Below are 22,368 nucleotides of genomic sequence, written 5' to 3' on the forward strand. Positions count from 1 at the left end.
ACAAAAAAGGCGACATGGTAGTGGCTCGCCGGCGCGGCAAGGCACGCGCCGGGCTGCCCGGGACGGTCCCGGCGCGGCGATAGGATCATGCCCGCCACGGCCTGCGCGGCCCTGGCCCGGCGCTCCATTGACGCAGTACCCGCCCGGACCACGACCACAAATTTCAGAGAGCCCCATGAAGCCCCAACACGTACTGCTGGCACTGTCCTGCGCGCTGGCGATGCCGCTGGCCACCGCCCGGGACAACACCGGCACCGCGCAGCAGGCCCACTTCGCCGCCACGAGCGCCCACTACAAGCAGCTGCTGGCCGGGCCCGTGCCCAACGTGGCCGAGCTGACGCTGTTCGCCAACCTGCTGCCCAAGGGCGCGGACCTGCACCACCACTACTCCGGCGCCATCTACGTCGAAACGTACCTCGACTGGGCCGCGGCGCTGGGCTACTGCATCTACCGCGTCAGCGACGCGGGGCTGGGCATCGAGCGGTTCAAGGTCGAGACCCAGCCCCAGGCGATGAGCGAGGCGAAGAAGGCCGTGTGCGCCAGCATCGACCAGGTGCGCGCCGACAACGGCTTCTACCGCGAGCTGCTCACGCGCTGGTCCGACAAGGATTACGACAACCACGTCCACGACCAGCCGCCGCCGGACAAGCAGTTCTTCGACACCTTCGGCTACTTCGGCGCGGTGTCGGACTACAACTACAACCTGGCCCTGAAGCACCTCAAGGCCCGCGCGCAGGCCGAGAACCTGGGCTACATGGAGACCATGCTGCGCGGCGGCCCCAGCCTGCGCAACGTGCCGGACTACTCGCCGATGCTGGACACGCTGCCCGCCGAGGCCACGGCCGAGCAGGTGGAAGACGCGCTGATCCGCTCCTTCGTGTTCCTGCGCAACGACCCGGGCACGCAGCAATCCATCGCTGACTACCTCAAGGTCCACGAGGACGCCGCCCAGGGCGTGGACGACGGCTCCTTCCGGCTGCGCTTCCTCGCCTACGTCTCGCGCAACAGCGCGCCGTCGGTGGTCTTCAGCAGCCTCTACACCTCCTTCGTGGCCGCCACGCGCAGCCCGCTGGTCGTGGGCGTGAACATCGTCGGACCCGAGAACGGCATCGTCGCCATGCGCGACTACAGCCTGCACATGAAGATGTTCGCCTTCCTCAAGCGCCAGTTCCCGCAGGTGAAGCTGGCCATGCACGCGGGCGAGCTGGTGCTGGGCATGGTGCCGCCGGAGGGCCTGCGCTCGCACATCCGCGAGGCTGTCACCGTGGCCGGCGCCGACCGCATCGGGCATGGCATCGACATCGCGCACGAGAGCGAGGCCGTCGAGCTGCTGGCACTGATGAAGCAGCGGCCGGTGACGGTGGAGGTGAACCTCACCAGCAACGCCTTCATCCTGGGCGTCAAGGACGAGGCCCACCCGGTGAAGCTCTACGCGCGCCACGGCGTGCCCTTCGTGCTGTCCACCGACGACCCCGGCGTCTCGCGCAACAACCTGAGCCAGGAATACCTGCTTTACGCCACGCGCTACAAGCCCGACTACGCCCGGCTCAAGCAGCTCTCCTACGACAGCGTGCGCTACTCCTTCCTGCCGGCGAACCTGAAGCAGGAGGAGATCACCCGGCTCGACCGCCGCTTTGCCGAGTTCGAGGCGCGCATCGCCGGGCTGCCGCGCGCGCCGCGCTGAGCCCGCCACCCGGGGCAGGCATCGAAAATGCACCACGCGCGGTGCGCGCGCTCCGGCGCACCGCACGAATGGAGACCCGCATGAAGAAGAACCCTCTGCGCCCCTGGGCCCTGGGCACCCTGATCGCCTTGGGCCTCGCCCCGCTGCATGCGCAGGCCACCGAGGCGGCCGAACCGGCCGCGAGCAAGGCCTCGTCGGCCGTCACCCGCACCGGCCAAGCCATCCAGAGCAAGGGCGAAGCGGTCGTGGGCGCCGCCGAGCGCGGGGTGAAACGCGGTGCCAGCGCCGTCGAGCACGGTTTCGCGGTGGCTGGCAGCGCGGTGGAGCGGGCCGCGCAGAAGGTGGGGCTGCCGGCGTCGTCCGCGTCGTCTGCGAGGTAATAGCGCAGGCGCGTGAAATTCGGCGGCTGCCCAGGATTTCACGCTGTCAAGACGATGGGCCGGCGGAATCGAGTGTGGAACCGGTTTCACCCGGTACCATCAACTTAGAAAGCTACAAGTTCTCGGCACCTCAGGGTCGAGTTCCCACGATGCCGTTCCGCCTGATCCACTGCATCTACGCCAGCGCCGCCGCGCGCGGGCTGCCGATTTCCGAGCTCACCACGCTGCTGCACGCCGCGCGCCGGCGCAATGCGCAACTGGACATCACCGGCATGCTGCTGTACGCCGAGGGAAGTTTTTTCCAGGTGCTCGAAGGCCCGGCCGCCGTGGTGGATGCGCTGTTCGCCCAGATCCAGACCGATGCGCGTCACGAGCAGGTGACGCTCATCATCCGCGAGCCCATCACGCGGCGCACCTTCGCCGACTGGACCATGGGCTTCGACACCGCCTCGCGCGAGGAGCTTGACGGCCTGAGCGGCGTCAACGACTTCCTCGGCAGCGCGCGCTCGTTCATCGAGATCGACGCCGGCCGGGCCCATAAGCTGCTCGCCGGGTTCCGCGATGGACGCTGGCGCAAGAAGCCGGCGCCGCTGCCTACACACCAGGCTTGAGCATGAGCACACCACCGGCCGACGCCTTGCCCGCCTACTCCTACGCCTTTCAACCCATCATCGATGCGGTCGGGCGGCAGGTGTACTCGGTCGAGGCGCTGGTCCGCGGCGCGGCCGGGGAGCCGGCCTGGAGCGTGCTGCAGCAGGTACCGCCCCAGCTCAAGTACCGGTTCGACCAGGACAGCCGCGAAGTGGCCATCGCCCTGGCGGCACGGCTGGGCCTGAGCCACCACCTCAACCTCAACTTCCTGCCGCAAGGCCTGTACGCCTCGCCCACGGCCATCAGCTCCACGCTGGAGGCGGCCCGACGGCACGGCATTCCCGCCGAGCGCCTGGTGCTGGAAGTGACGGAGGAAGAGGTCATCGACGACCAGGCGCACTTCGCCGACCAGATCCAGCAGTACCGCAGCCTGGGCCTGAAGGTAGCGATCGATGACTTCGGCGCCGGCTACTCGGGGCTGAACCTGCTGGCGGAGTTCCAGCCCGACCAGGTCAAGATCGACATGAAGCTCGCGCGCGGCATCGAGCGGCACGGTCCGCGCCAGGCCATCGTGCGCGCCATCGCCCAGGTCTGCGGCGACCTGGGCATCGACGTCATCGTCGAGGGCGTCGAGAGCCTTGAGGAGTACCGCTGGTTCAGGGACCAGGGCATCTACCTGTTCCAGGGCTACCTGTTCGCCCGGCCGCTGTTCCAGGGTTTCCCGGAAGTGCGCTACCCCTGAGCCTCAGCCCGGCGCCACCCCGCGCAGCTTCATCAGGTTGGGCAGCGGCGCCGAGCGGCGCAGCACGTCCTCCGACAGCCACTCCGCGGCGCGCCGCGCACGCTGCGCCACCACCGCCGGCGGCAGCTGCAGGTTGTCCTCGTTGCAGACGTTGAGGCCGTAGTCGCCGCGGTAGCTCATGCGGTCCAGCCGCAGCGTCAGTTCCGCCAGCCGCGCCGCCAGCACGCCCTCGCCGGGAAAGACGCTCAGGGGCTCGCAGTCCGCGCCCGGCGCCTCGCACAGCATGTCGGACAGTTGCACGAGGAACAGCTTTTCCGGGTCGATCTCGTCCAGCGTCTCCAGCGAGGTGCCTTCCGCCAGCGCATGGCCCGCGTCCAGGCCCAGGCCGAGATTGGGGCAGTCGGCGCGGCTGACCACGTCCCACGCGATGGCGAAGTCGTTGACGTGGTGCCCCGCCGCCACGGCCTTGTAGGCGATGCGCACGCCCAGCGGCACCGCCAGCATCGCCAGCTTGCGCAGGTCGCGCGCCATGGCGTCGAGGTCGCCGCCGGGCTGCGCCGCGGCGGTGGAGGAGGTGGCCACCAGCAGGCGGCAGCCCACCGCGCGGCAGCTCTCCAGCATCGACTTGGCGATGTCCACCTTGTAGTCGTGCAGCGGGCCCTGCAGGCCCTCGAAGTCGCGCAGCGCCTGGAAGGCCGAGACGCGCAGCCCGCTGGCCCGCACCGCCTCCACCGCGGCCTCGAAACCCGCGGCGTCGCCGGCCAGGTCGCGCGCCTGCAGCGTCAGCTGCGTGAAGCCGGCCTCGCGCATCGCGCGCAGCCGCGCCTGCAGCGGCCCGGCCAGCGCGGCGCTGTCCAGGGCGAAGTCGTCGAAGTGGTTCATGCCCACCGCCGCTTGCGTGCCCGCCGCGCTCATTGCGGCAGCTCGTGCTGGACCAGCTCGAAGCTCATGCCGCCAAGGTACGGCCGCGTGAGCGCCCCGCGCGCGTCGGTGTGCACGCTGCCGGCCTCGATGAACTCGATGCCCCGCGCGCGCAGCTCGCGCACCGCGCCCAGCACGTCCGGCGTGCCGAAGGCCACGCGGTGCAGCGTCTCGTCCTGGTCGATCTCCAGCGCGTCGAACTGCGGCTCGATGAGCTGCAGGTAGAACGAGGCGTCCGGGCTGCGCAGCACGCGCCCGGTGGGCAGGATGCCGAAGCGCTCCTCGTCGGGCAGCGCGCTGAAGCCCAGCAGCTCGGCGTAGAACTCGCTCCAGTCGTCGGTGCGGCCCGGGCCGATGTACTGCACCACGCCGAAGCCGTGCAGCCCGGCCACCGCCGGGGGCTGCTGCTCCACGCCGGGGATGGGCGTGAAGTCCACGTCGTAGATCGAGAATTCCTTGTAGCGGTCCACGAAGTACAGGCGGCTGGCGCCCGCGCCGTGGATGGCCGGGATGTGCAGCTCCATCACCTCCACCCGGGGCGGCACGCCCCAGGCGCCGCGCTCCAGCGCGCGGCGGTACGCGGCCGCGGCGTCGCGCACGCGCAGCGCGATGGCCGAGATCACCGGCGTCTCGGGCAGCTGCGCCGCCGCCGGCAGCCCGCTGCCGTGGGCGTTGACGATGAAGTTCATGCCGCCCTGGCGGTACAGCAGCACTTCGCGCGACCGGTGCCGCGCCACGGGCCTGAAGCCCATCATCTCCAGCACCTGCCCGAAAGCCTGGGGCTTGCTGGTTGCGAACTCGATGAACTCGATGCCGTCGAGGCCCAGCGGGTTCGGTGCGGCACCGATGGCTTCGCGGTCGGGGAGGCTAGGGGGCATGTCGAACTTCCGGCAGAGGTGATGCGTGATACGGGGATTCTGCCCCCGGCGCCACGTGCTCACGCCGGAGGCCGGCGCTGCGTCACTTGGACGCCGCGCGCACCTTCTCCACCTCGGCCATCACCTCCTTGACCAGCGGCTCGCCCACCTGCGCCGTGAGCTTGTCCATGGCCGGCTTGGCGCGCTCGCGCAGCTTGGCGACCTCCGCGGCGGGCAGCTCGTGCACCTGCATGCCGCGCTTCTTCAGCTCGTCCAGCGCCTTGGCCGCCTCCTCGCGCGCGACCTTGCGCTGGTAGAGCGCGGTCTCGCTGGCGGCGTCCTGCAGGATCTTCTTCTCGTCGGCGGAGAGCTTGTCCCAGAACTTCTTGCTCACGATCACCGCCTGCGGCGTGTACATGTGGTTCGTGAGCGTGAGGTGCTTGCTGACCTCGTAGAACTTCTCGTTGACGATGTTGAGCAGCGGGTTGGTCATGCCGTCGATGGCCCCCTGCTCCAGCGCGGTGTAGGTCTCGGTGTAGGGCATGGGCGTGGCCACGGCGCCGATGGCGTTCATGAAGTCCACGTACTGCGACGTGGGGATCACGCGCATCTTCATGCCCTTGAGGTCGTCGGCCTTCTGGATCGGCTTCTTCACCGTGTGCATCTGGCGGAAGCCCAGGTCCCAGTAGGCCAGGCCCACCAGCCCGCGCTCCTGCAGCTTGTCCAGCAGCTTGCGGCCCACCGGGCCGTCGGCCACCGCGTCGGCTTCCTTCACGTTGTTGAACATGAAGGGGTAGTCGAAGACCGCCATCTCCTTGACGTTGCCGGCGAGCAGGCTGGCGTTCATCACGTTCATCTCGACCGTGCCGCCCTGCATGGCCGACACCACCTGCGCGTCCGGGCCCAGCGTGCCGCCGGGGAAGGGCTTCACGGTCAGCTTGCCGCCGCTCTTCTGGGCGACGAGCTCGGCGAACTTCTCCACGCCCATCACCTGCGGATGGCCCTTGTTGCTGGCCGCGGGGAACTTGATGGTCCGGGCCTGGATGTCGGCCGCCAGCGCGGGCAGGCTCAACAGGGAAGCGCCGGCCAGGGCGGCGGCGAGCAGGGTGCGACGCAGGGTCATGGTTGTCTCCTTGGACGTTCTTGGGGATGCGAAGTTAAGCCCTGGCACGGACGGCGGCGCACTGGCCGTTCCGCCCATTGGGCCGGGATGCGCCGTTTCAGCGCTGCGCGAGCGACTGCAGGCGCAGCCGTTCGTACTCGGCACGGTCCATGGGCACCGCGTCGCGGTTGCCCAGGTCGGTCATGGCGACGCGGTGCGTCTCGCGGGCGCTCCACGCGGCCAGCGCGGCCACCACCGTGATGCCGAAGGTGATGGCGCCCACCGTCATCGGGATGTTGCTCGCCCCGGGCGGGGCCACGGCGGTGAACACGGCCGGCAGCATCGCCGTCACCAGCGTGCCCAGGTTCTGCGAGATGGCCATGGCCGAGACGCGGGTGCGGGTGGGGAACAGCTCGGGATAGAAGCTGGGGAACACGGCGTTGTAGCCCTGGTAGACGATGCCCCACATCAGGATCGACATCGCGATGGCCAGCGGCACGTGGTGGATGCTGATGGCGTAGAGGTAGACGAAGGACAGCGCCCCCGAGGCCAGCGCGCCCACGATGATGGGCGGGCGGCGGCCGATGCGGTCCGACAGCCGGCCCACGAGCGGGATCACCCCCACCGCCACGATGTTGCCCAGCACCGGGATCCACAGGTAGACGTCCTTCTCGAAGCCGATGCCGTAGCCCGGCTGCACCGCGTAGGCGGCGCCGAAGATGGTGGTGACCACGGGGATGACGTTCATCAGCGCCATGCACACCACGCGCAGCATGTCGCGCCAGCTCTCGGTGATGGCCTGCACGAAGGGCGCCTTGGGCACGTGGCCCTCGCGCACCTCCTCGGCGAAGGCGGGCGTCTCGTCCACCTCGCGGCGGATGACGTAGCCCACCACGATCACCACGAAGCTCAGCAGGAAGGGGATGCGCCAGCCCCAGCTGTTGAAGTCCTCCTTGGGCATGTAGTGCGCCAGCGGCAGGAACACCGCCGCGGCCAGGATCTGCCCGGCCTGCACGCCCTGCAGCGTGAAGCTGGAGAAGTAGCCGCGGCGGCCGAAGGGCGCGTGCTCCAGGATCATCGAGCTGGCGCCCGAGATCTCGCCGGCCACGGCGAAGCCCTGGATCAGCCGCATCACCACCAGCAGCGCCGGCGCCAGCAGCCCGGCCTGCGCGTAGGTCGGCAGCAGGCCCACGCCGATGGTGGAGAAGCCCATCAGGAACATGCACATCACCAGCACGCGCTTGCGCCCCAGCGTGTCGCCCCAGTGACCCAGCACGAAGGCGCCGATGGGGCGCGCCACGTAGCCCACGCCGTAGGTGGCCAGCGAGGCGATGATGGCCGTGGTGGGATCGGCGCTCGGGAAGAACAGCTGCGGGAAGATCAGCGACGCCGCGGTGGCGTAGATGAAGAAGTCGTAGTACTCCAGCGCGGAGCCGATCCAGCCGCTGGCCGTGGCCTTCCTGGTCTGGTGCGCACCGTGGGGGTCATGGGATGCCAAGCTGGCCATCTCTAGTCTCCAGGGGTTGTGTGGGTTCAGAGCGTGCCCACCAGGGCGCGCACGGAGCTGAGGTCGGACCGAACCGCGCTCGCGGCATCGGCCAGGCCGAAGAAATCGAGGTAGTCGGGCACCTGCTGCACCAGCATCTCGAAGCCGGGGAAGGCGCGGATGCCGCGCGCGGTGCAGGCCCGCAGCAGCGGCGTGCCCTGCGGCTTCATCAGGATGTCCACCACGGTGGCGTGGGGCTCCAGGCGCGCCACGTCGAAGGGCAGGGCATCGTCGGCGCGCAAGCCCAGCGGGGAGGCGTTGATCACGAGGTCGAAGCCCGCGGGGTCGTTGCCGGCGGCCACCACCCGCGTGCCGGCGGCGTTGCGCGCCAGCAGCTGCGCGAGCTGGGCGGCGCGGTCGCCGAGGTCGTTGAGCGCCAGCACTTCCAGGCCCTCGTCCAGCAGCGCGGCGGCGATGGCCGCGCCGGCGCCGCCGCTGCCCACCAGCAGCGCGCGCCGCCCGCGCGGCTCGAAGCCGAAGTGGCGCAGCGCCCCGGTGAAGCCGCGGCCGTCGAAGAGCGCGCCTTCCAGGCTGCCGTCGGCGTTGCGCCGCACGGCGTTGACGGCCTGCGCCAGCTCGGCATGGCGGTCCCAGCGCTCCAGCAGCGGCAGCACCAGCGGCTTGTGCGGGATGGTCAGCCACAGCCCGTCGATGTTGCCGGCCGACAGCACCGCGCGGCAGAAGCCCGGCGCGTCCTCGCGGCGCACCTGCGCCGGCACCAGCACCGCGTCGATGCCGTGGCGCTCGAACAGCGGGTTGAACAGCCGCGGCGCCTGCACCTGCGACACCGGGTCGCCCAGCACCATGAACACGCGAGTCGTACCGGAAATCTGCATGGCCGAAAAACTCTGGTCGGGTTGACGCCGATCACGGCGCGAGGGGCGCAATGTAGGCAGCCAGCCTGCGCAAAAGCACATCCCGCACACTCAAGATGTCCGACAATCGGACTTAACTGTCCGGTCTTCGGACGTTTTTCTGGTTTTCCCTATGCACCACCACGTCCCTGCAGACCCGGCCGACGGCACCCAGCCGGCGTTTCCCATCGACCCGGCCGACCTGATCGCCGGATTGGGGCGCGGGCTGCAGGTGATCGAGAGCTTCGACGACGACCACCCGCGCATGTCGGCAGCGGAGGTGTCGGCGCGCACCGGCATTCCGCGCACGGCCGCACGGCGCTACCTGCTGAGCCTGTGCCATTTCGGCTATGCCGAGACGGACGGCAAGCGCTTCTGGCTGGCGCCGCGGGTGCTGCGCCTGGGGCAGGCCTACCTGGATGCGGCGCGGCTGCCGCGGCTGGTGCAGCCCTTCATCCAGCGCCTGTCCATGGCCACGGGCGAGACGGTGAACGTGAGCGTGCTGGACGGGCACGAGGTGGTGTACGTCGCGCGCAGCAACAGCCCGCGCGTGGTGTCCATCGGCTTCCACGCGGGCGCGCGCGTGCCGGCGCACGTGGTGGGCCCGGGCACCGTGCTGCTGGCGGCGCTGCCGGACGAGGCGCTGCAGGCCTGGGTGGCGGCGCACCCCTTTGCCGGCTTCAGCGCCGGCACGGTGACGGCGCCGGAGCTGTTCCTGGCGCAGGTGCGCGCCGCGCGCGGGCAGGACGGCTGGATCGCGCGCGGCGCGCTGGACCCGGGCCTGGTGGGCGTGGCCGTGCCGCTCAAGGACCGCCGCGGAGAGACCAAGGCCGCCATCGGCATGACGCTGCAGGCGCAGTTCTGGAGCGACGACCAGATCAACGCGAAGCTGCTGCCGGGGCTGCTGGAGACGGCGCAGACGCTGCGGCCGCTGGTGTGACGGAACGGGCGCCACCCCAATATCCGCATTGAATGGACTGCAGGGCGGCAAAGTATCAAACACATTCCGTTACCACACGAAACAAGCGACGGCTCGGACGATCAAAAGGACAATTGAAGACTTTATTCTAATTTCACGAAAATATTTTTAGCGACATGATTCCCGACGCCGCAGCCATCAAACCAAACCTGTCCGCACGATGCGCAGAGTTTGATATTGATATCTGCACTGGAATCCCGAGCAATTCTCGCGGATCCGCAAAGGCGCGAAAACCATTCCAACCAACGACGAACAGGGAAGATCATGAAGCCGAACGCCATCACGCCGAAAATCAACAAGGCCACGGGCCTGGCCGGGCTGCTGCTTGCAGCGCTCCTGCCGGTGTCCCAGGCACACGCCAACTTGGTGAACAACGGCAGCTTCGAGGACGGCAACGTCGGTTTCGCAACGAGCTATGACCATCCCCCGTCGGGCACTCTCGGCGGCGCGGGCCAATATTCGATCAACGGCAATCCCAAAGTCGCCCACGGCGGGTTTGCCAGTATTGCGCCGCAAGACGGCTCGCTGATGTTCGTGGCCAATGGCGCCGAAGACCAGCGCATGGTCTGGAGCCAGTCCGGCATCTCGGTGCTGGCGCACACGAATTACGATTTTTCCGCTTGGCTGACCACGCTCATCGAAGGCGACTCCGTTGACTTCGAATTCCGGATCAATGGCGTCAAGGTGGGCGCTCAGTATTCGACCGGGGAAACCGTGGGCTGGAGCCAGTTCAATACCACCTGGAACTCGGGCAACAGCACTGCGGTGATCCTGTCCATCGTGGACCTGAGCACCGGGGCCGGTGGCAACGATTTCGCGCTGGACAACATCACCTTCGAACAGTCCGCCTCCGCCGTGCCCGAGCCCGCCTCGCTGGCGCTGGTGGCCGTGGGCCTGTCGGGCGCGCTGTTCAGCAGCCGCCGCCGGCGCCAGGCGGGCCGCTGAGGCCGCCGGGCGCCGCCACGGCGCCTGCCTCACGCCAGCCTGAAAAACGCCATCTCGCCGCTCAGCCGCTGCGCGTTGGTGCTCAGCGACGCGGCGGCGGCGGCGGTCTGCTCCACCAGGGCCGCGTTCTGCTGCGTCATGGCATCGAGCTCGCCGATGGCCTGGCCGATCTCGCCCAGGCCGGCGGTCTGCTCGCCGGTGCCCTGGCTGATCTCCTCGATCAGCGTGCGCACGCGCTCGGCGCTGCTGACGATCTCGGCCATGGTGTCGCCGGCTTGGGCCACGATGCGCGAGCCGTTCTCCACCTGGTTCACGCTGGCGGCGATGAGGTCCTTGATCTCCCGCGCCGCCGCGCCCGATCGCTGCGCCAGCGCGCGCACCTCCGACGCCACCACCGCGAAACCCCGCCCGGCCTCGCCCGCGCGCGCCGCCTCGACCGCGGCGTTGAGCGCCAGGATGTTGGTCTGGAACGCGATGCCGTCGATGGTGGCGATGATCTCGGCGATGCGCCCCGAGGCGTCGCGGATGCCCGCCATGGTGTGCACGACGTCGCCCACCACCTGGCTGCCCTGCGCCGCCACCTCGGCGTTGTGGGCCACCATGTCGGCCGCGCCGGCGGCGGTGGTGGCGGTCTGGCGCACGGTGCGGCCGATCTGCGTCATCGCCGCGGCCGTGCGCTGCAGGTGCGCCGCGCTCTGCTCGGTGCGGCGCGACAGGTCCATGGAGGCGGCAGCCACCTCCTCGCTGGCGGTGTTGATCTCGCCCGAGCCCGCGCGCACCTGGCTGACGGTGCGGCGCAGCGCCTCCAGCGTCGCGGCCAGCGTGCCCATGAGCTGCGCCACCTCGTCGCGGCCCCAGGCGCGCGGCTGCAGGCTGAGGTTGCCCTGCGAGAGCTGCTGCAGCTGCCGCGCCACCTCGGAGATGCCGCCCTGCGTCACGCGGTAGAACGCGACCAGGAAATAGATCGCCACCGCCACGCCCGCCGCGGCGATGCCCAGCTTGACCACCATGGCCTGGCGCAGCCGGTCCACGCGCCGCTCCAGCCGCAGGTCCAGCGCCGCGAGGATGCGGTCGATGCCGGCGTAGTGCGCGGCAATGGCCTGGTTGGCCAGCGCGACGAAGGCCGCGGCATCGCCGCGTGGCGTGTCGCCCAGCACCTGCTCGCGCACGCGCTCCAGGAAAGCCTCGTTCGTGGACAGCGCCTGGTCGAGCCGGGTCTCGTCGGCGATGGCCGCGTCGGCCCGCTGCGCGCGGGCCAGCGACGCCTTGAGCTCCTGCTCCCACATCAGGGCGAAGGCCAGCGCGCTGGCGACCTGGTCGCGCTGCGCGCTGCCCAGGCTGGCGCTGCGGATGGCCGCGTTGCCCATGCCGCGCATGCGTCCCAGGCCCTCGACCAGCTGCGGCTGCACCTCCACGCCGGCGCGCATCAGGTAGTAGGTGTCGATGTCCGGATCGAGCGTGAGGTTGGAGGCGTCGGCCACGTCCTTGAGCAGCTCCAGCACCTGGGCGACGAAGCGCGTGTGCGCGCCAAAGGTGGCGTCGGGCGTGTCCAGCACCTGCTGCTCCTTGAGCGCCAGGTGCTGCTGCAGCAGCAACGTCCAGCGCTCGCGCGTGCGCAGCTCCGCGCCCAGCGTCTCGTTCACGGCCGCCAGCGCGTTCCAGGCCTGCTCGACGCGGGCTTGCGCCTCGCCCAGGTCAGCCGCCTGGGCCGTGGCGGCGCGGCGGCGGTTCTGGGCCGCGTCCAGCAGCGGCATCAGCGCCCGGCCGTACTGCACGCCCACCCGCTCGGTGGCGGAGAAGGCGATGCTTTCCATGCTCACCGACCAGAACGAGAAGGCCAGCAGCAGCAACGGCACCAGGAAGGCCAGCGAGACCACGGCCGCCTTGGCCGGGAAGCCCAGGTTCTGGAACAGCCGGATGCCCGGCGCCATGAGGCCGCGGCTGGAGAAGGGAACGGCGCCGGCCGGCGCTTCGGCGCGCGACAGCGCCCGCGGGCGGGTGAGGGGGACGGACATGAGCTCGGGACTCCCAAAGGTGTTTGTTCTTCGAGGCCCGAAAAAGAAACGGCGTCCCCTGTTCCGCGGTCTCTAGCCGCGGGCATGGGGACGCCGTTGTCCTGTGTTCACCCTGCCAACGCTGGCCGGCTGCCGTGATGCCTCGGGAAGTCGCCTTGGACCTCCGACAATTGGTTACGCAAGACGCATGCCGTTCCAAGCATCAGGAAAAATGCTTCCCGGTGCCCGGGCTCGCACCAAGAGGGTTCGCCAGGCGCGCAAGCTGGTGCGGCGCCAGGCACGGGTGCGGTGCCCGGAAGGGTGCGAAGCCTCAGCGCGCCGCCACGGCTGCGGCGTCCGTCTCGGCCACGCCCTGCGCGGCCGGCGCCTCGATGGGCGGGTAGTCGCCGTAGCCGTCGGGCCAGGGCGTGAGGATCTCGAAGCCCGTGTCCGTCACCGCCACCATGTGCTCCCACTGGGCGGAGAGCGAGTGGTCCTTGGTGACGACGGTCCAGCCGTCGGGCAGCTGGCGCACGGCGGCCTTGCCGGCGTTGATCATCGGCTCGATGGTGAAGATCATCCCCGGCTCCAGGCGCAGCCCCTCGCCGCGCCGGCCGTAGTGCAGCACCTGCGGCTCGTCGTGGTAGACCTGCCCGATGCCGTGGCCGCAGTACTCGCGCACCACGCTGAAGTGTTCGCGGTGGGCCACGGTCTGGATGGCATGGCCGATGTCGCCCAGCGTCGCGCCGGGGCGCACCTGCAGGATGCCCGCGCGCAGCGCCTCGTAGGTGGTGCGCACCAGGCGCCGCGCCAGCGGGTTGGGCTCGCCCACGAAGTACATGCGGCTGCTGTCGCCGAACCAGCCGTCCTTGATGACGGCCACGTCGATGTTCACGATGTCGCCGGCCTTGAGCACCTTGGGCGACGGGATGCCGTGGCACACCACGTGGTTGACCGAGGTGCACAGCGTCTTCGGGTAGCCGTGGTAGCCGATGTTGGCCGGCACCGCGCCCTGCACGTGGACGATGTGCTCGTGGCAGATGCGGTCGAGGTCGTCGGTGCTGACACCCGGCTTCACGTGGGCGCCAATCATGCGCAGCACGTCGGCCGCCAGCTGCCCGGCGCGGCGCGCCATTTCGATGCCCTCGGCGCCGTGGATGGGAATGCGCCCGGACCTCATGCGCTTTCCTTCCGGTTCAGCTCCATCACCTGGGCGCTGAGCTTGAGCTCGTCCTGGACCAGCAGCCGGCACAGGTCGCCGTAGCGCAGCTCCGGGTGCAGCTCGCACAGCATGCCGATGCGCATCCAGTGCTCGGCCTGCGCGTTGATGCTGCGGCTCAGCGCCCCACTGGCCACGCGCAGGTTCTCGTGCATGGGCTCCGAAATCTTGACCAGACCCATCGGGCCTCCTGATATACGAAACGTATATGGTACGTTTATTCCAGGGCCCTGGCCACGGCGCCAGTACGCGCGCTCAGAACGCCGCTTGCGCCTGCATGCACACGCTGCCGTCGGGCAGCGCGCTCCAGACGGTGAAGCCGTCGCCCGCCGGCGCGGCGTTGAGCGTGAGCGGGCGGCCCAGCAGCGCGGGCTGCAGGCCGCGGTAGCGGAAGCGCCGCAGCGGCCGGCCGGCCAGCCGCTGCGCCAGAGCGGCCAGCAGCGTGGCCTGCAGCGGGCCGTGCACCACCAGCTCGGCGTAGCCCTCCACCGTGCGGCAGTAGTCGGCGTCGTAGTGGATGCGGTGGCCGTTGAAGGTGAGCGCCGAGTAGCGGAAGAGCAGGGTGGCATCGGGCTCCAGCGTCTCGCTGAACGTGGCCGCGGCCGGCGCCGGCACGGCCGCGGGCTGGGCACCCGGCGGGGAGGGATGCTTGTAGACGATGTCGTGGCGCTCGGTGAGGGCCAGCTCGTCGCCGTCGAACAGCTCATGCCGCACGGCCACGAAGACCAGCTCGCCGCTGCGTCCGCGCTTGTGCTCGATGGACTCCACGCTGGAGCGCTTGCACACCGTGGCGCCCAGTGCCGGCGGGCGGTGGAATTCCAGCTCGCCGCCCGCCCACATGCGGTTGGGCAGCGGCACCGGCGGCAGGAAGCCGCCGCGCGCCGGGTGCCCGTCGCGGCCCAGCGCCGGCGGCGGCAGCCCCTCCAGGAAATACAGCCAGTGCCACAGCGGTGGCAGCGGCGTGCCGGCCTGGAAGTCTTCCTGCGGCAGGCCCAGCGTCGCGGCCATCAGCCGCGCATGGCGCACGGCCAGCAGGTCCTCGTCCCAGGCCTCGCGGCCGATCCAGGCGCGCAGGGCGGGGAGGTCCAAAGAGGGGGTGTCTGGGGAAGGCGTGGAACCAGTCATCAAGGGTTCTCCTCGGTCAGGGAAAGGGTGGAAGCCGATGCCTCCAGCCGGCTCTTCAGGAACTCCACGAACACCCGGATCTTCGGCGGTAGGTGCGGCTGCGGCAGCCACAGGGCGTAGGCGGTCGGGCCGAAGGTGCCGGCCGGGCTCCAGCCGGGCAGCAGCTCCACCAGGCGGCCCGTGCGCAACTCCGGCTCCACCGCGTAGCGCGCCACCAGCCCGGCGCCCACGCCGGCCAGCACCAGGTCGCGCACCACCTCGCTGCTGTTGACGATCACGTTGCCTCGCACCTTCACCGCCTCGCGCTCGGCCCCACGCTGCAAGACCCACTCATCCGCCGGCGAGGCGTAGCCGTAGGACAGGCAGTTGAGCCCTGCCAGCTCGCGCGGGTGCTCCAGCACGCGCCCGTCCAGGTAGGCCGGCGCCGCGCAGACCACGTAGCGCACGGGCATCAGCGGCCGGGCCACCACGTGCTCGGGCAGCGAGCGCGTCAGGCGCAGCGCCAGGTCGTAGCCCTCCTCGGCCAGGTCCACCATGCGGTCCAGCAGCGCCAGCTGCACGCGCAGCTCCGGGTACGCGGCCAGGAAGTCCGGCAGCACCGGCGCCACGCACAGCCGGCCGAATGCCACCGAGGCCGTCACCCGCAGCAGCCCGCGCGGCGCCTGGCTCAGCTGCAACAGCTCGCTGCGCGCCTCCTCCAGCAAGGCCAGCGACTGCAGCGCCCGCGCATGCAGCGCCTGCCCGGCCTCGGTCATGGACAGCGCGCGCGTGCTGCGCTGCAGCAGCTTCACGCCCAGGCTGCGCTCCAGCCGGTCCACCCGCCGGCTCACGGCTGACTTCACTAGGTCCAGCCGCCGCCCCGCGCCCGAGAAGCTGCCTTGCTCCACCACCAGCGCGAACACCGCCATGTCCTCCATCTGCTCCAGCAGGCTTTTATCGAGGCTCATCGTTCTCTTCCGGGCAACGGTGTGTTGGCTTGGCAGCGGATAGTAGCGCCGGGAAGTTCCTGGAACCATGGCGGCTCCTTCCCTTCGACACACAGGAGCACGCACATGCCTTTGGTCCGCATCGCCCTCGCGGGCACCGATCCCACGCCCGCCCAGGTGGCCGACCTGCAGCGGCGCATGACGGCGCTGATGGCCGATCTGCTGGGCAAGCAGGCCGGGCTCACGGTGGTCACCGTGGAGCGGCAGCCGGCCGCGCGCTGGTCCGTGGGCGGCGTGGCCCTGGCCGACGGCACGGCGCTGGCGCACGTCGAAGCGTTCATCACTGCCGGCACCAACAGCGCTGCACACAAGTCGGCCTTCATCCGCGCCGCGCACGACGCCTTGGCCACGGTGCTGGGGCCGCTGGCCTCGCCCACCTACGTCCTGGTCCAGGAGCTGCCGGCCAGCGACTGGGGCTACGACGGCGCCACGCAGGCGGCGCGGCGCGTGGCGGCACCGTCTGGCGCGTGAAATCCGCACGCCGGCCGCGCCATCGCTCCAGCCGCCGGCACTGGGGGCGGCGGACGCGGCTGTCCTTTGCCGGATGCTGCGGGCCGACCAGCCATGAACGGCGGGAACACCGCCGCGATCGACCATGCCAAACGCACGAACCGGCCACTGCCAATGCGACGCCGTCCGCTACTGCCTCACGGGCGAACCCTTGACGCTGTTCGCCTGCCACTGCACCGACTGCCAGCGCCAGTCCTCCAGCGCCTTCGGCATGGCGCTGTGGGTGAGGAAGGCCGACGTGGAAATGCTGTCGGGCGAAATGAAGGAATGGGTGCGCGAGCTGCCCTCCGGCCGGCGGATGGCCTGCCGTTTCTGTCCCGACTGCGGCACGCGGCTGTTCCACCAGGTGCTGGGCCAGGAGGAGGTCATGAGCATCAAGCCCGGCACGCTGGAGGACACGCGCGGGCTGCAGCCGGTCGGGCATATCTGGACCAGCCGTCGCCAGCCCTGGGTGCAGCTGGACGAAGGCTCGCTGCACTATCCCGGCAATCCCGACAATTTCGAGGCACTGCTGGGCGCCTGGCACGCGGCATCGGCTGCCGGCGCCGATCAGCCCTGAAAACCACCCTCTTGTCGATTCACGCCATGGATTCCCTTCTGGACGAATTGCGGCAGCTCGAAGCCGAGTTCCATCACCACGGGCATTTGCCTTCCCTAATACGGCTGGAACAACTGCTGCACGCGGATTTTCACGAGATCGGCCGCTCCGGCCGGCGCTATGACCGGGAGACGGTGGTGAATTTCCTGCGCTCGAATCCGGCCCTGCCGCCGGTGAATTCCGTCGGCCATGCGGTGCAGTGGCTGGCCGAGGGCTGCGCGCTGCTGACGTACCGCTCGGAGCAGCGCAGCGCCGATGGTGCGGGCGTGGATGCCACGTGGCGCTCCTCGGTCTGGCTGCGGACGGAGCGGGGCTGGCAGGTGGTTTTCCACCAGGGCACGCCGGCGGCGCCGCCGGCTTGATGGCATCACCCCACCAACCCATGCTCCCGCGCATAGCGCAGCAATTCCACCGCGTTGCCCACGCCCAGTTTCTGGCGCACCAGCGTCTGGTAGTTCGCCACCGTCTTGGGGCTCAGGCGCAGCTGCTGGGAAATCTCCTCCACGCTGGCGCCGCGCAGCAGCGCCTGCAACACGTCGAACTCGCGCGTGGACAGTTGCAGGTGCGGCGCCGGCTCCGCCGCCTGCCGCGCAGCCTGCGCCACGTCGGGTGAGAGCGCCAGCTCGCCGCGCCAGGCGCGGTGCACCGCCTCGATCAGCTCCTCCGGCGCGCTGCTCTTGGTCACGAAGCCCGCCGCCCCCGCCCGCAGGCACTGCGCCACCGTGGCGGCGCTGTCGTGCATGGTGAACACCAGCACCTTCAGCTCCGGGCGCCGCGCCGACAGCCGCCGCAACAGCTCCAGCCCGCTGCGGCCGGGCAGCGACAGGTCCAGGATCAGCAGGTCCACCGGGCAGGCCTCGCCCACCGACAGCGCGGCATAGGCGCTGTCCGCGTCGGCGAACTCGGCCGCCACCGCCATGCCTTCCAGCTCCAGCAGCCGGCGGTAGCCGGCCCGCACCACGGCGTGGTCGTCCACCAAGCCGATGCGCAGGGCGCCGGCGCTCACGGGTGCACCTCCGCCGCAGCCGCGGCTTCCACCGTGAAGCGCGCCCGCAGCAGCAGCCCGGGCCGCCCGCCGGAAGGATCGCCGGACGCGGCGGCACACCAGTCGAAATCGCCGCCCAGCGCCCAGACCCGGTCCTTGATGCCCGCCAGGCCGCTGCCGCGCTGCAGCGCGGCCTCCAGGTGGTCCAGCCCGCGGCCGTCGTCGCGCACCGACCAGTCCAGCCGCGGCACGCCGTCCGCGCCCAGCTCCACGCGCACCGCCAGCCGCGCCTCGCCGGCATCGGCATGGCGCGCCACGTTGGTCAGCGCCTCCTGGCTGATGCGGTAGAGGCCCAGGATCAGCGCCTGTGGCAGCTCCAGCGCGTCGTGCGCGGCGTCGATGTCCAGCGTGAAGCGGGTGCCATGGCCCTGGGCGGCGGTGCTCCAGCCCTGCACCAGCTCCTGCAGCATCGGCCGCAGCCGGCCCAGCGTCTGCGGCACGGCGCCCTCGCCGGCGTCGAAGGGGCGCAGCCGCCGCAGCAGCTGGCGCACGTCCTCCTGCACCCGCGCCACCTGCTCGCCCATGCCGGCGGCCACGCCCTGCAGCGGCGGCTGGTCCTGCAGCCGCCGCGTCAGCCACGCCGCATCCACGCGCAACGCCGTCAGGCGCTGGCCGAACTCGTCGTGCAGGTCGCGCGCCAGGCGCTGGCGCTCGTCCTCGCGCAGGCTCATCAGCCGGTGGCCCAGCACGCGGCGCGCGGCCTCGATGCGCTCCTGCTCGGCCACCAGGTGCTTGAGCGCCTGCGCGATGGCCTCCAGCTCGCGCACGGGCATGCGCGGCAGCGCGCGCACCGCGCCCAGGTCCTGCTGCTCGATGCGCCCGATGGCGCCCAGCAGCGCCCGCAGCGGGTGCAGCGCGCGGCGCACGTTCCGGTGCATCACCGCCAGCATCAGCACGCAGCACAGCGCCAGCAGCCCGAAAGTGCCCGCCAGGTTGCCCAGCGCCTCCTGCAGCTCGCTGTCGGGCGAGGCGGTGAGCTCCACGCTCCAGGGCCGGCCGTCGGGGCGCGGCACGCTCCAGCGCACGCTGCGCTCGGCCGACTCCAGGCCCAGCAGCGCGCCGATGCGGCTCCATCCCGGCGCCGCGGGCGCCCCGGCCGCCTCGCCCGCGCCCGTCAGCGCCCGGCCCTCGGCGTCGCGCAGCGTCAGCACGAGGTGGCGCAGGCCCGGCAGCTCGCGCAGCGCCTGCAGCGCCGCCGTGTCGTCGCGGTCGGCCAGCGTCGCCAGCACCGCGCCGGCCTGCGCCAGCGCGAACGAGCCTTCCATCTCACGCCGGGTGTCCTCGCGCACGCGCAGCAAGCCCAGCAGCAGCGCCAGCGCCAGTGCGCCCAGCGCCACCGCCAGCGCACGGCGCATCACCAGGCGCGGCAATTCCATGGGCAGGGGCGTTGCCGCGGCATCGGAAGGAGGCGAGGCCGCGAGGGTGCTGGGCGGGGCGTGCAGGGCCGGCATGGTCGGGAGCTTGAAGCGAGGCAGGCCGCCACTATCGCCGCTGCGCGGGGGTGCGGGCCGCGCCGGCCGCAACTCGGGAAAGATTCCCGACCGGAGCGCCGGCACCGCTCCTTAGAGTTCCCGGCGCGAACCGACCACAAGAGGAGGCCGGGTCGGCAGGCGAGGGCGCGCCACGCGCCCGGGCCCGCCGCCGGCACCGAGGAGACGAACATGAACAAGCGCAACGCGGCCACCCGGCCGTCCCCCACGCCCTGCCCGCTGGCCCTGTCGCTGTGCGCGGCCGGGCTGCTGTCCCTGCCTTCGCTGCTGCACGCCCAGCAGGCCCAGGACGCCCCGGTGCAGCAGGTGGAGGTCATCAGCACCGTGCCGCTGCCCGGCCTGGCGCAGCCTCGCAACCAGGTGCCCGCGCCGGTGCAGACCGCCACCGACGCCGACATCGAGCGCAGCCGCTCGCGCAATCTCTCGGAGTTCATGAACCGCAGCCTCGGCGCCGTGCACGTCAACGAGACGCAGGGCAACGCGCTGCAGATGGACGTCAACTACCGCGGCTTCACCGCCTCGCCGCTGCTGGGCACGCCCCAGGGGCTGTCGGTGTACGTGGACGGCATGCGCGTCAACCAGCCCTTCGGCGACGTGGTGAGCTGGGACCTGATCCCGCGCGGCGCCATCGACACGATCTCGCTCATCCCGGGCTCCAACCCGCTGTTCGGCCTCAACACCCTGGGCGGCGCGCTGGCGATCCAGACCAAGAGCGGGCTCTCGCACCCGGGCACCAGCGTCGAGGCGGTGGTGGGCTCGCACAAGCGCCGCGAGCTGGAGCTGCAGCACGGTGGCAGCAACGACAAGGGCCTGCACTGGTTCGGCCTGGCACACCTGCAGCGCGACGACGGCTGGCGCGTGGACTCGCCCAGCGACGTGCGGCAGTTCTTCGGCAAGCTCGGCTGGAAGGAAGGTCGCACCGCCTTCGATCTGAGCCTGATGCACGCCAACAACGACCTCCACGGCAACGGCCTGCAGGAGCAGCGGCTCCTGGCGCAGGACTGGAAGAGCGTCTACACCAAGCCCGACATCACCCGCAACCGCGCCACGCAGCTCAACCTGCAGGGCCAGCACGAGACGGCCGGCGGCATCGTCTTCTCGGGCAATGCCTATGCGCGGCGCATCCGCACCAGCACCTTCAACGGCGACATCAACGAAGAGGCGCTCGAAGACAACCCCTACCTGACCAACACCGGCCGCGGCTCCAGCCTGCGCAACCGGACCTGGCTGGCCAACAACGGCTATGCCGGCCAGTTCCCGGCCGCCGGTGAGACCGCCGCCAACACGCCGTTCCCGTTCTGGGCCTGCGTCGCGCAGGCCGGCCAGGCGCAGAACGGCGGCGACGCGGAGCCGGCGGAGAAATGCAATGCGTTGCTGAACCGCTCCGAGAGCAAGCAGCAGCAGTCCGGCCTGGGCGGGCAGGCGTCCATCCCCGGCGTGATCGCCGAGCGGCGCAACCGCTTCACCGTGGGCGCGGCCTTTGACCAGAGCCGCGTGGACTACCGCCAGAGCACGGAGCTGGGCTACCTTAACCCCGACCGCAGCGTCACCGGCGTCAACGCCTTTGCCGACGGCGTGAACGGCGGCAACGTCGACGGCGAGCCCTACGACTCGCGCGTGGACATCAAGGGCCGTACCCGCACCTGGAGCGTCTACGCCACCGACACGCTGTCGCTGGCCGACAACCTGCACTTCACGCTCTCGGGCCGCTACAACCACACCCGCGTCGAGACCGAGGACCGCATCAACGCCCCGGGCAGCCCGTCCTCGCTGGCGGGCGACCACCGCTTCAGCCGCTTCAACCCGGCCGTGGGCCTGACCTGGTCGCCCACCCGAAGCCTCAATACCTACGTGGGCTACAACGAGGGCAGCCGCACGCCCAGCGTGATCGAGCTGGGCTGCGCCAATCCGGACCAGCCGTGCAAGCTGCCCAACGCCATGGCCGGCGACCCGCCGCTCAACCAGGTCGTGACCAAGACGTGGGAAGCCGGCGTGCGCGGGCAGTCGGGCACGCTGCGCTGGCGCGCCGGCGTGTTCCGCGCCACCAACCACGACGACATCCTGTTCGTCTCCAGCAGTGCCAGCGGCTTCGGCTACTTCAAGAACTTCGGCCAGACCCGCCGCCAGGGCGTGGAGCTGGGGCTGAGCGAGCGCGTCGGGCCGCTCACGCTCTCGGCCAACTACACCTACCTGGACGCGACCTTCCAGAGCCCGGAGAGCGTCAACGGCGAGGCCAACAGCAGCGCCGATGCCGACGGCAACATCCAGATCCGCCCCGGCGACCGCATCCCGCTGGTGCCGCGCCACCTGCTCAAGCTCGGCGCCGACTACCGCCTGGCGCCGCAGTGGAGCGTGGGTGCGAGCATGCTGGCCATCGCGGGGGCGCTGGCGCGCGGCAACGAGAACGGCCAGCACCAGGCCGACGGCAGCGACTACCTGGGCCCGGGCCGCAGCGCCGGCTACGCGGTCTTCAACCTGGGCACGACATTCGAGCCCACCGAGAAGGTGGCGCTGACGCTGCAGGTGAACAACCTCTTCGACCGGCGCTACGCCACCGCAGCCCAGCTGGGCGCCACGGGCTTCGCAGCCAACGGCAATTTCGTTGCGCCCGGCGTGAACTCCACCTTCTACGCCCCGGGTGCGCCGCGCACCTTCTGGCTGGGCGTGAAGGTCAGCCTCTGACCCTGGTCAAGCGCAGGCCCGCCCGGGCGTCGGGCGGGTCCTTTCTCCCGGGGGCGCGGGCTGCCCACATCCGTCGTGGGGTGCAAAGGGCTGCCTCCGGGAGTTCTTCCCTTCCGGG

Annotated in this window: 22 protein-coding genes; 10 read left to right on the forward strand and 12 right to left on the reverse strand. The window is 70.7% G+C overall.

The genetic code is table 11. The features are described 5' to 3' along the window. The first annotated feature begins 175 nt into the window (after nucleotides 1-175). The 4 genes from H537_RS0122970 to H537_RS0122985 all read left to right on the forward strand — a co-directional run bounded on the left by H537_RS0122970 (nucleotide 176) and on the right by H537_RS0122985 (nucleotide 3,397). The gene (locus tag H537_RS0122970; protein WP_028999718.1) at nucleotides 176-1,684 is read left to right on the forward strand and encodes an adenosine deaminase family protein; all 1,509 of its coding nucleotides are present in this window, start codon (nucleotides 176-178) and stop codon (nucleotides 1,682-1,684) included. Between the two features lie 80 nt (nucleotides 1,685-1,764). Then, nucleotides 1,765-2,064, forward strand: a complete 300-nt coding sequence (locus H537_RS0122975) for a hypothetical protein (RefSeq protein WP_028999719.1) — start codon at nucleotides 1,765-1,767, stop codon at nucleotides 2,062-2,064. A gap of 149 nt (nucleotides 2,065-2,213) precedes the next feature. Further along, nucleotides 2,214-2,675 carry a BLUF domain-containing protein gene (locus H537_RS44935; RefSeq protein WP_043459657.1) on the forward strand — a complete coding sequence of 154 codons (462 nt, stop codon included), beginning with the start codon at nucleotides 2,214-2,216 and terminating at the stop codon, nucleotides 2,673-2,675. Nucleotides 2,676-2,677: 2 nt separating this feature from the next. Next, on the forward strand, nucleotides 2,678-3,397 hold the full coding sequence (locus H537_RS0122985) for an EAL domain-containing protein (protein WP_028999720.1): 720 nt from the start codon (nucleotides 2,678-2,680) through the stop codon (nucleotides 3,395-3,397). A gap of 3 nt (nucleotides 3,398-3,400) precedes the next feature. Here the strand turns inward: H537_RS0122985 and H537_RS0122990 are convergent, their stop codons facing one another. From H537_RS0122990 to H537_RS0123010, 5 genes are all read right to left on the reverse strand, one after another. Further along, a complete protein-coding gene (locus H537_RS0122990; RefSeq protein WP_028999721.1) occupies nucleotides 3,401-4,279 on the reverse strand; it encodes a sugar phosphate isomerase/epimerase family protein in 879 nt (292 codons plus the stop codon). 29 nt (nucleotides 4,280-4,308) lie between these two features. Then, nucleotides 4,309-5,196, reverse strand: a complete 888-nt coding sequence (locus H537_RS0122995) for a 4-hydroxyphenylpyruvate dioxygenase (RefSeq protein WP_028999722.1) — start codon at nucleotides 5,194-5,196, stop codon at nucleotides 4,309-4,311. 82 nt (nucleotides 5,197-5,278) lie between these two features. Continuing rightward, on the reverse strand, nucleotides 5,279-6,298 hold the full coding sequence (locus H537_RS0123000) for a TRAP transporter substrate-binding protein (protein WP_028999723.1): 1,020 nt from the start codon (nucleotides 6,296-6,298) through the stop codon (nucleotides 5,279-5,281). Between the two features lie 97 nt (nucleotides 6,299-6,395). Further along, the gene (locus H537_RS0123005; RefSeq protein WP_028999724.1) at nucleotides 6,396-7,784 is read right to left on the reverse strand and encodes an MFS transporter; all 1,389 of its coding nucleotides are present in this window, start codon (nucleotides 7,782-7,784) and stop codon (nucleotides 6,396-6,398) included. A gap of 26 nt (nucleotides 7,785-7,810) precedes the next feature. Continuing rightward, nucleotides 7,811-8,659 (reverse strand): shikimate dehydrogenase family protein, encoded by an 849-nt coding sequence (locus tag H537_RS0123010; RefSeq protein WP_028999725.1) that lies wholly within the window; start codon nucleotides 8,657-8,659, stop codon nucleotides 7,811-7,813. Nucleotides 8,660-8,810: 151 nt separating this feature from the next. On the opposite strand from H537_RS0123010, the gene H537_RS0123015 reads away from it, so the two are divergent. Together H537_RS0123015 and H537_RS0123020 are read left to right on the forward strand one after the other, a co-directional pair. Then, complete coding sequence (locus H537_RS0123015; protein WP_051243126.1) at nucleotides 8,811-9,617, forward strand: IclR family transcriptional regulator domain-containing protein; 807 nt, start codon at nucleotides 8,811-8,813, stop codon at nucleotides 9,615-9,617. 216 nt (nucleotides 9,618-9,833) lie between these two features. Then, complete coding sequence (locus tag H537_RS0123020) at nucleotides 9,834-10,601, forward strand: PEP-CTERM sorting domain-containing protein (protein ID WP_156901892.1); 768 nt, start codon at nucleotides 9,834-9,836, stop codon at nucleotides 10,599-10,601. A gap of 29 nt (nucleotides 10,602-10,630) precedes the next feature. Here the strand turns inward: H537_RS0123020 and H537_RS44940 are convergent, their stop codons facing one another. The 5 genes from H537_RS44940 to H537_RS0123045 all read right to left on the reverse strand — a co-directional run bounded on the left by H537_RS44940 (nucleotide 10,631) and on the right by H537_RS0123045 (nucleotide 15,886). Further along, entirely contained in the window at nucleotides 10,631-12,616 is a 1,986-nt protein-coding gene (locus tag H537_RS44940) for a methyl-accepting chemotaxis protein (protein WP_051243127.1), read from the reverse strand. A 310-nt stretch (nucleotides 12,617-12,926) separates the two neighbouring features. Then, entirely contained in the window at nucleotides 12,927-13,775 is an 849-nt protein-coding gene (map, locus tag H537_RS0123030; RefSeq protein WP_028999728.1) for a type I methionyl aminopeptidase, read from the reverse strand. Further along, on the reverse strand, nucleotides 13,772-13,996 hold the full coding sequence (locus tag H537_RS0123035; RefSeq protein WP_028999729.1) for a ParD-like family protein: 225 nt from the start codon (nucleotides 13,994-13,996) through the stop codon (nucleotides 13,772-13,774). Before H537_RS0123035 ends, map begins: the two co-directional genes overlap by 4 nt. Nucleotides 13,997-14,069: 73 nt before the next feature. Next, entirely contained in the window at nucleotides 14,070-14,903 is an 834-nt protein-coding gene (locus H537_RS0123040) for an HTD2 family dehydratase (protein ID WP_028999730.1), read from the reverse strand. Nucleotides 14,904-14,938: 35 nt separating this feature from the next. After that, entirely contained in the window at nucleotides 14,939-15,886 is a 948-nt protein-coding gene (locus H537_RS0123045; RefSeq protein WP_051243128.1) for a LysR family transcriptional regulator, read from the reverse strand. Between the two features lie 105 nt (nucleotides 15,887-15,991). On the opposite strand from H537_RS0123045, the gene H537_RS0123050 reads away from it, so the two are divergent. From H537_RS0123050 to H537_RS0123060, 3 genes are all read left to right on the forward strand, one after another. Beyond that, the gene (locus tag H537_RS0123050) at nucleotides 15,992-16,396 is read left to right on the forward strand and encodes a tautomerase family protein (RefSeq protein ID WP_028999732.1); all 405 of its coding nucleotides are present in this window, start codon (nucleotides 15,992-15,994) and stop codon (nucleotides 16,394-16,396) included. A 124-nt stretch (nucleotides 16,397-16,520) separates the two neighbouring features. Beyond that, a complete protein-coding gene (locus H537_RS44950; RefSeq protein WP_051243129.1) occupies nucleotides 16,521-16,994 on the forward strand; it encodes a GFA family protein in 474 nt (157 codons plus the stop codon). 26 nt (nucleotides 16,995-17,020) lie between these two features. Further along, nucleotides 17,021-17,395, forward strand: a complete 375-nt coding sequence (locus H537_RS0123060) for a nuclear transport factor 2 family protein (protein ID WP_028999733.1) — start codon at nucleotides 17,021-17,023, stop codon at nucleotides 17,393-17,395. Nucleotides 17,396-17,400: 5 nt separating this feature from the next. Here H537_RS0123060 and H537_RS0123065 read toward each other — a convergent pair whose 3' ends face one another. Beyond that, complete coding sequence (locus H537_RS0123065; protein WP_028999734.1) at nucleotides 17,401-18,039, reverse strand: response regulator; 639 nt, start codon at nucleotides 18,037-18,039, stop codon at nucleotides 17,401-17,403. Further along, nucleotides 18,036-19,529 (reverse strand): histidine kinase, encoded by a 1,494-nt coding sequence (locus H537_RS49605; protein WP_051243130.1) that lies wholly within the window; start codon nucleotides 19,527-19,529, stop codon nucleotides 18,036-18,038. The genes H537_RS0123065 and H537_RS49605 overlap by 4 nt, the downstream gene beginning before the upstream one ends. A 210-nt stretch (nucleotides 19,530-19,739) precedes the next feature. Here H537_RS49605 and H537_RS0123075 point away from each other — a divergent pair, with 210 nt between their 5' ends. Next, the gene (locus H537_RS0123075) at nucleotides 19,740-22,250 is read left to right on the forward strand and encodes a TonB-dependent receptor (protein ID WP_084150897.1); all 2,511 of its coding nucleotides are present in this window, start codon (nucleotides 19,740-19,742) and stop codon (nucleotides 22,248-22,250) included. The last annotated feature ends 118 nt before the right edge of the window (nucleotides 22,251-22,368 follow it).

Origin of the sequence: Azohydromonas australica DSM 1124, assembly GCF_000430725.1 — a bacterium.
Taxonomy (GTDB): domain Bacteria; phylum Pseudomonadota; class Gammaproteobacteria; order Burkholderiales; family Burkholderiaceae_C; genus Azohydromonas; species Azohydromonas australica.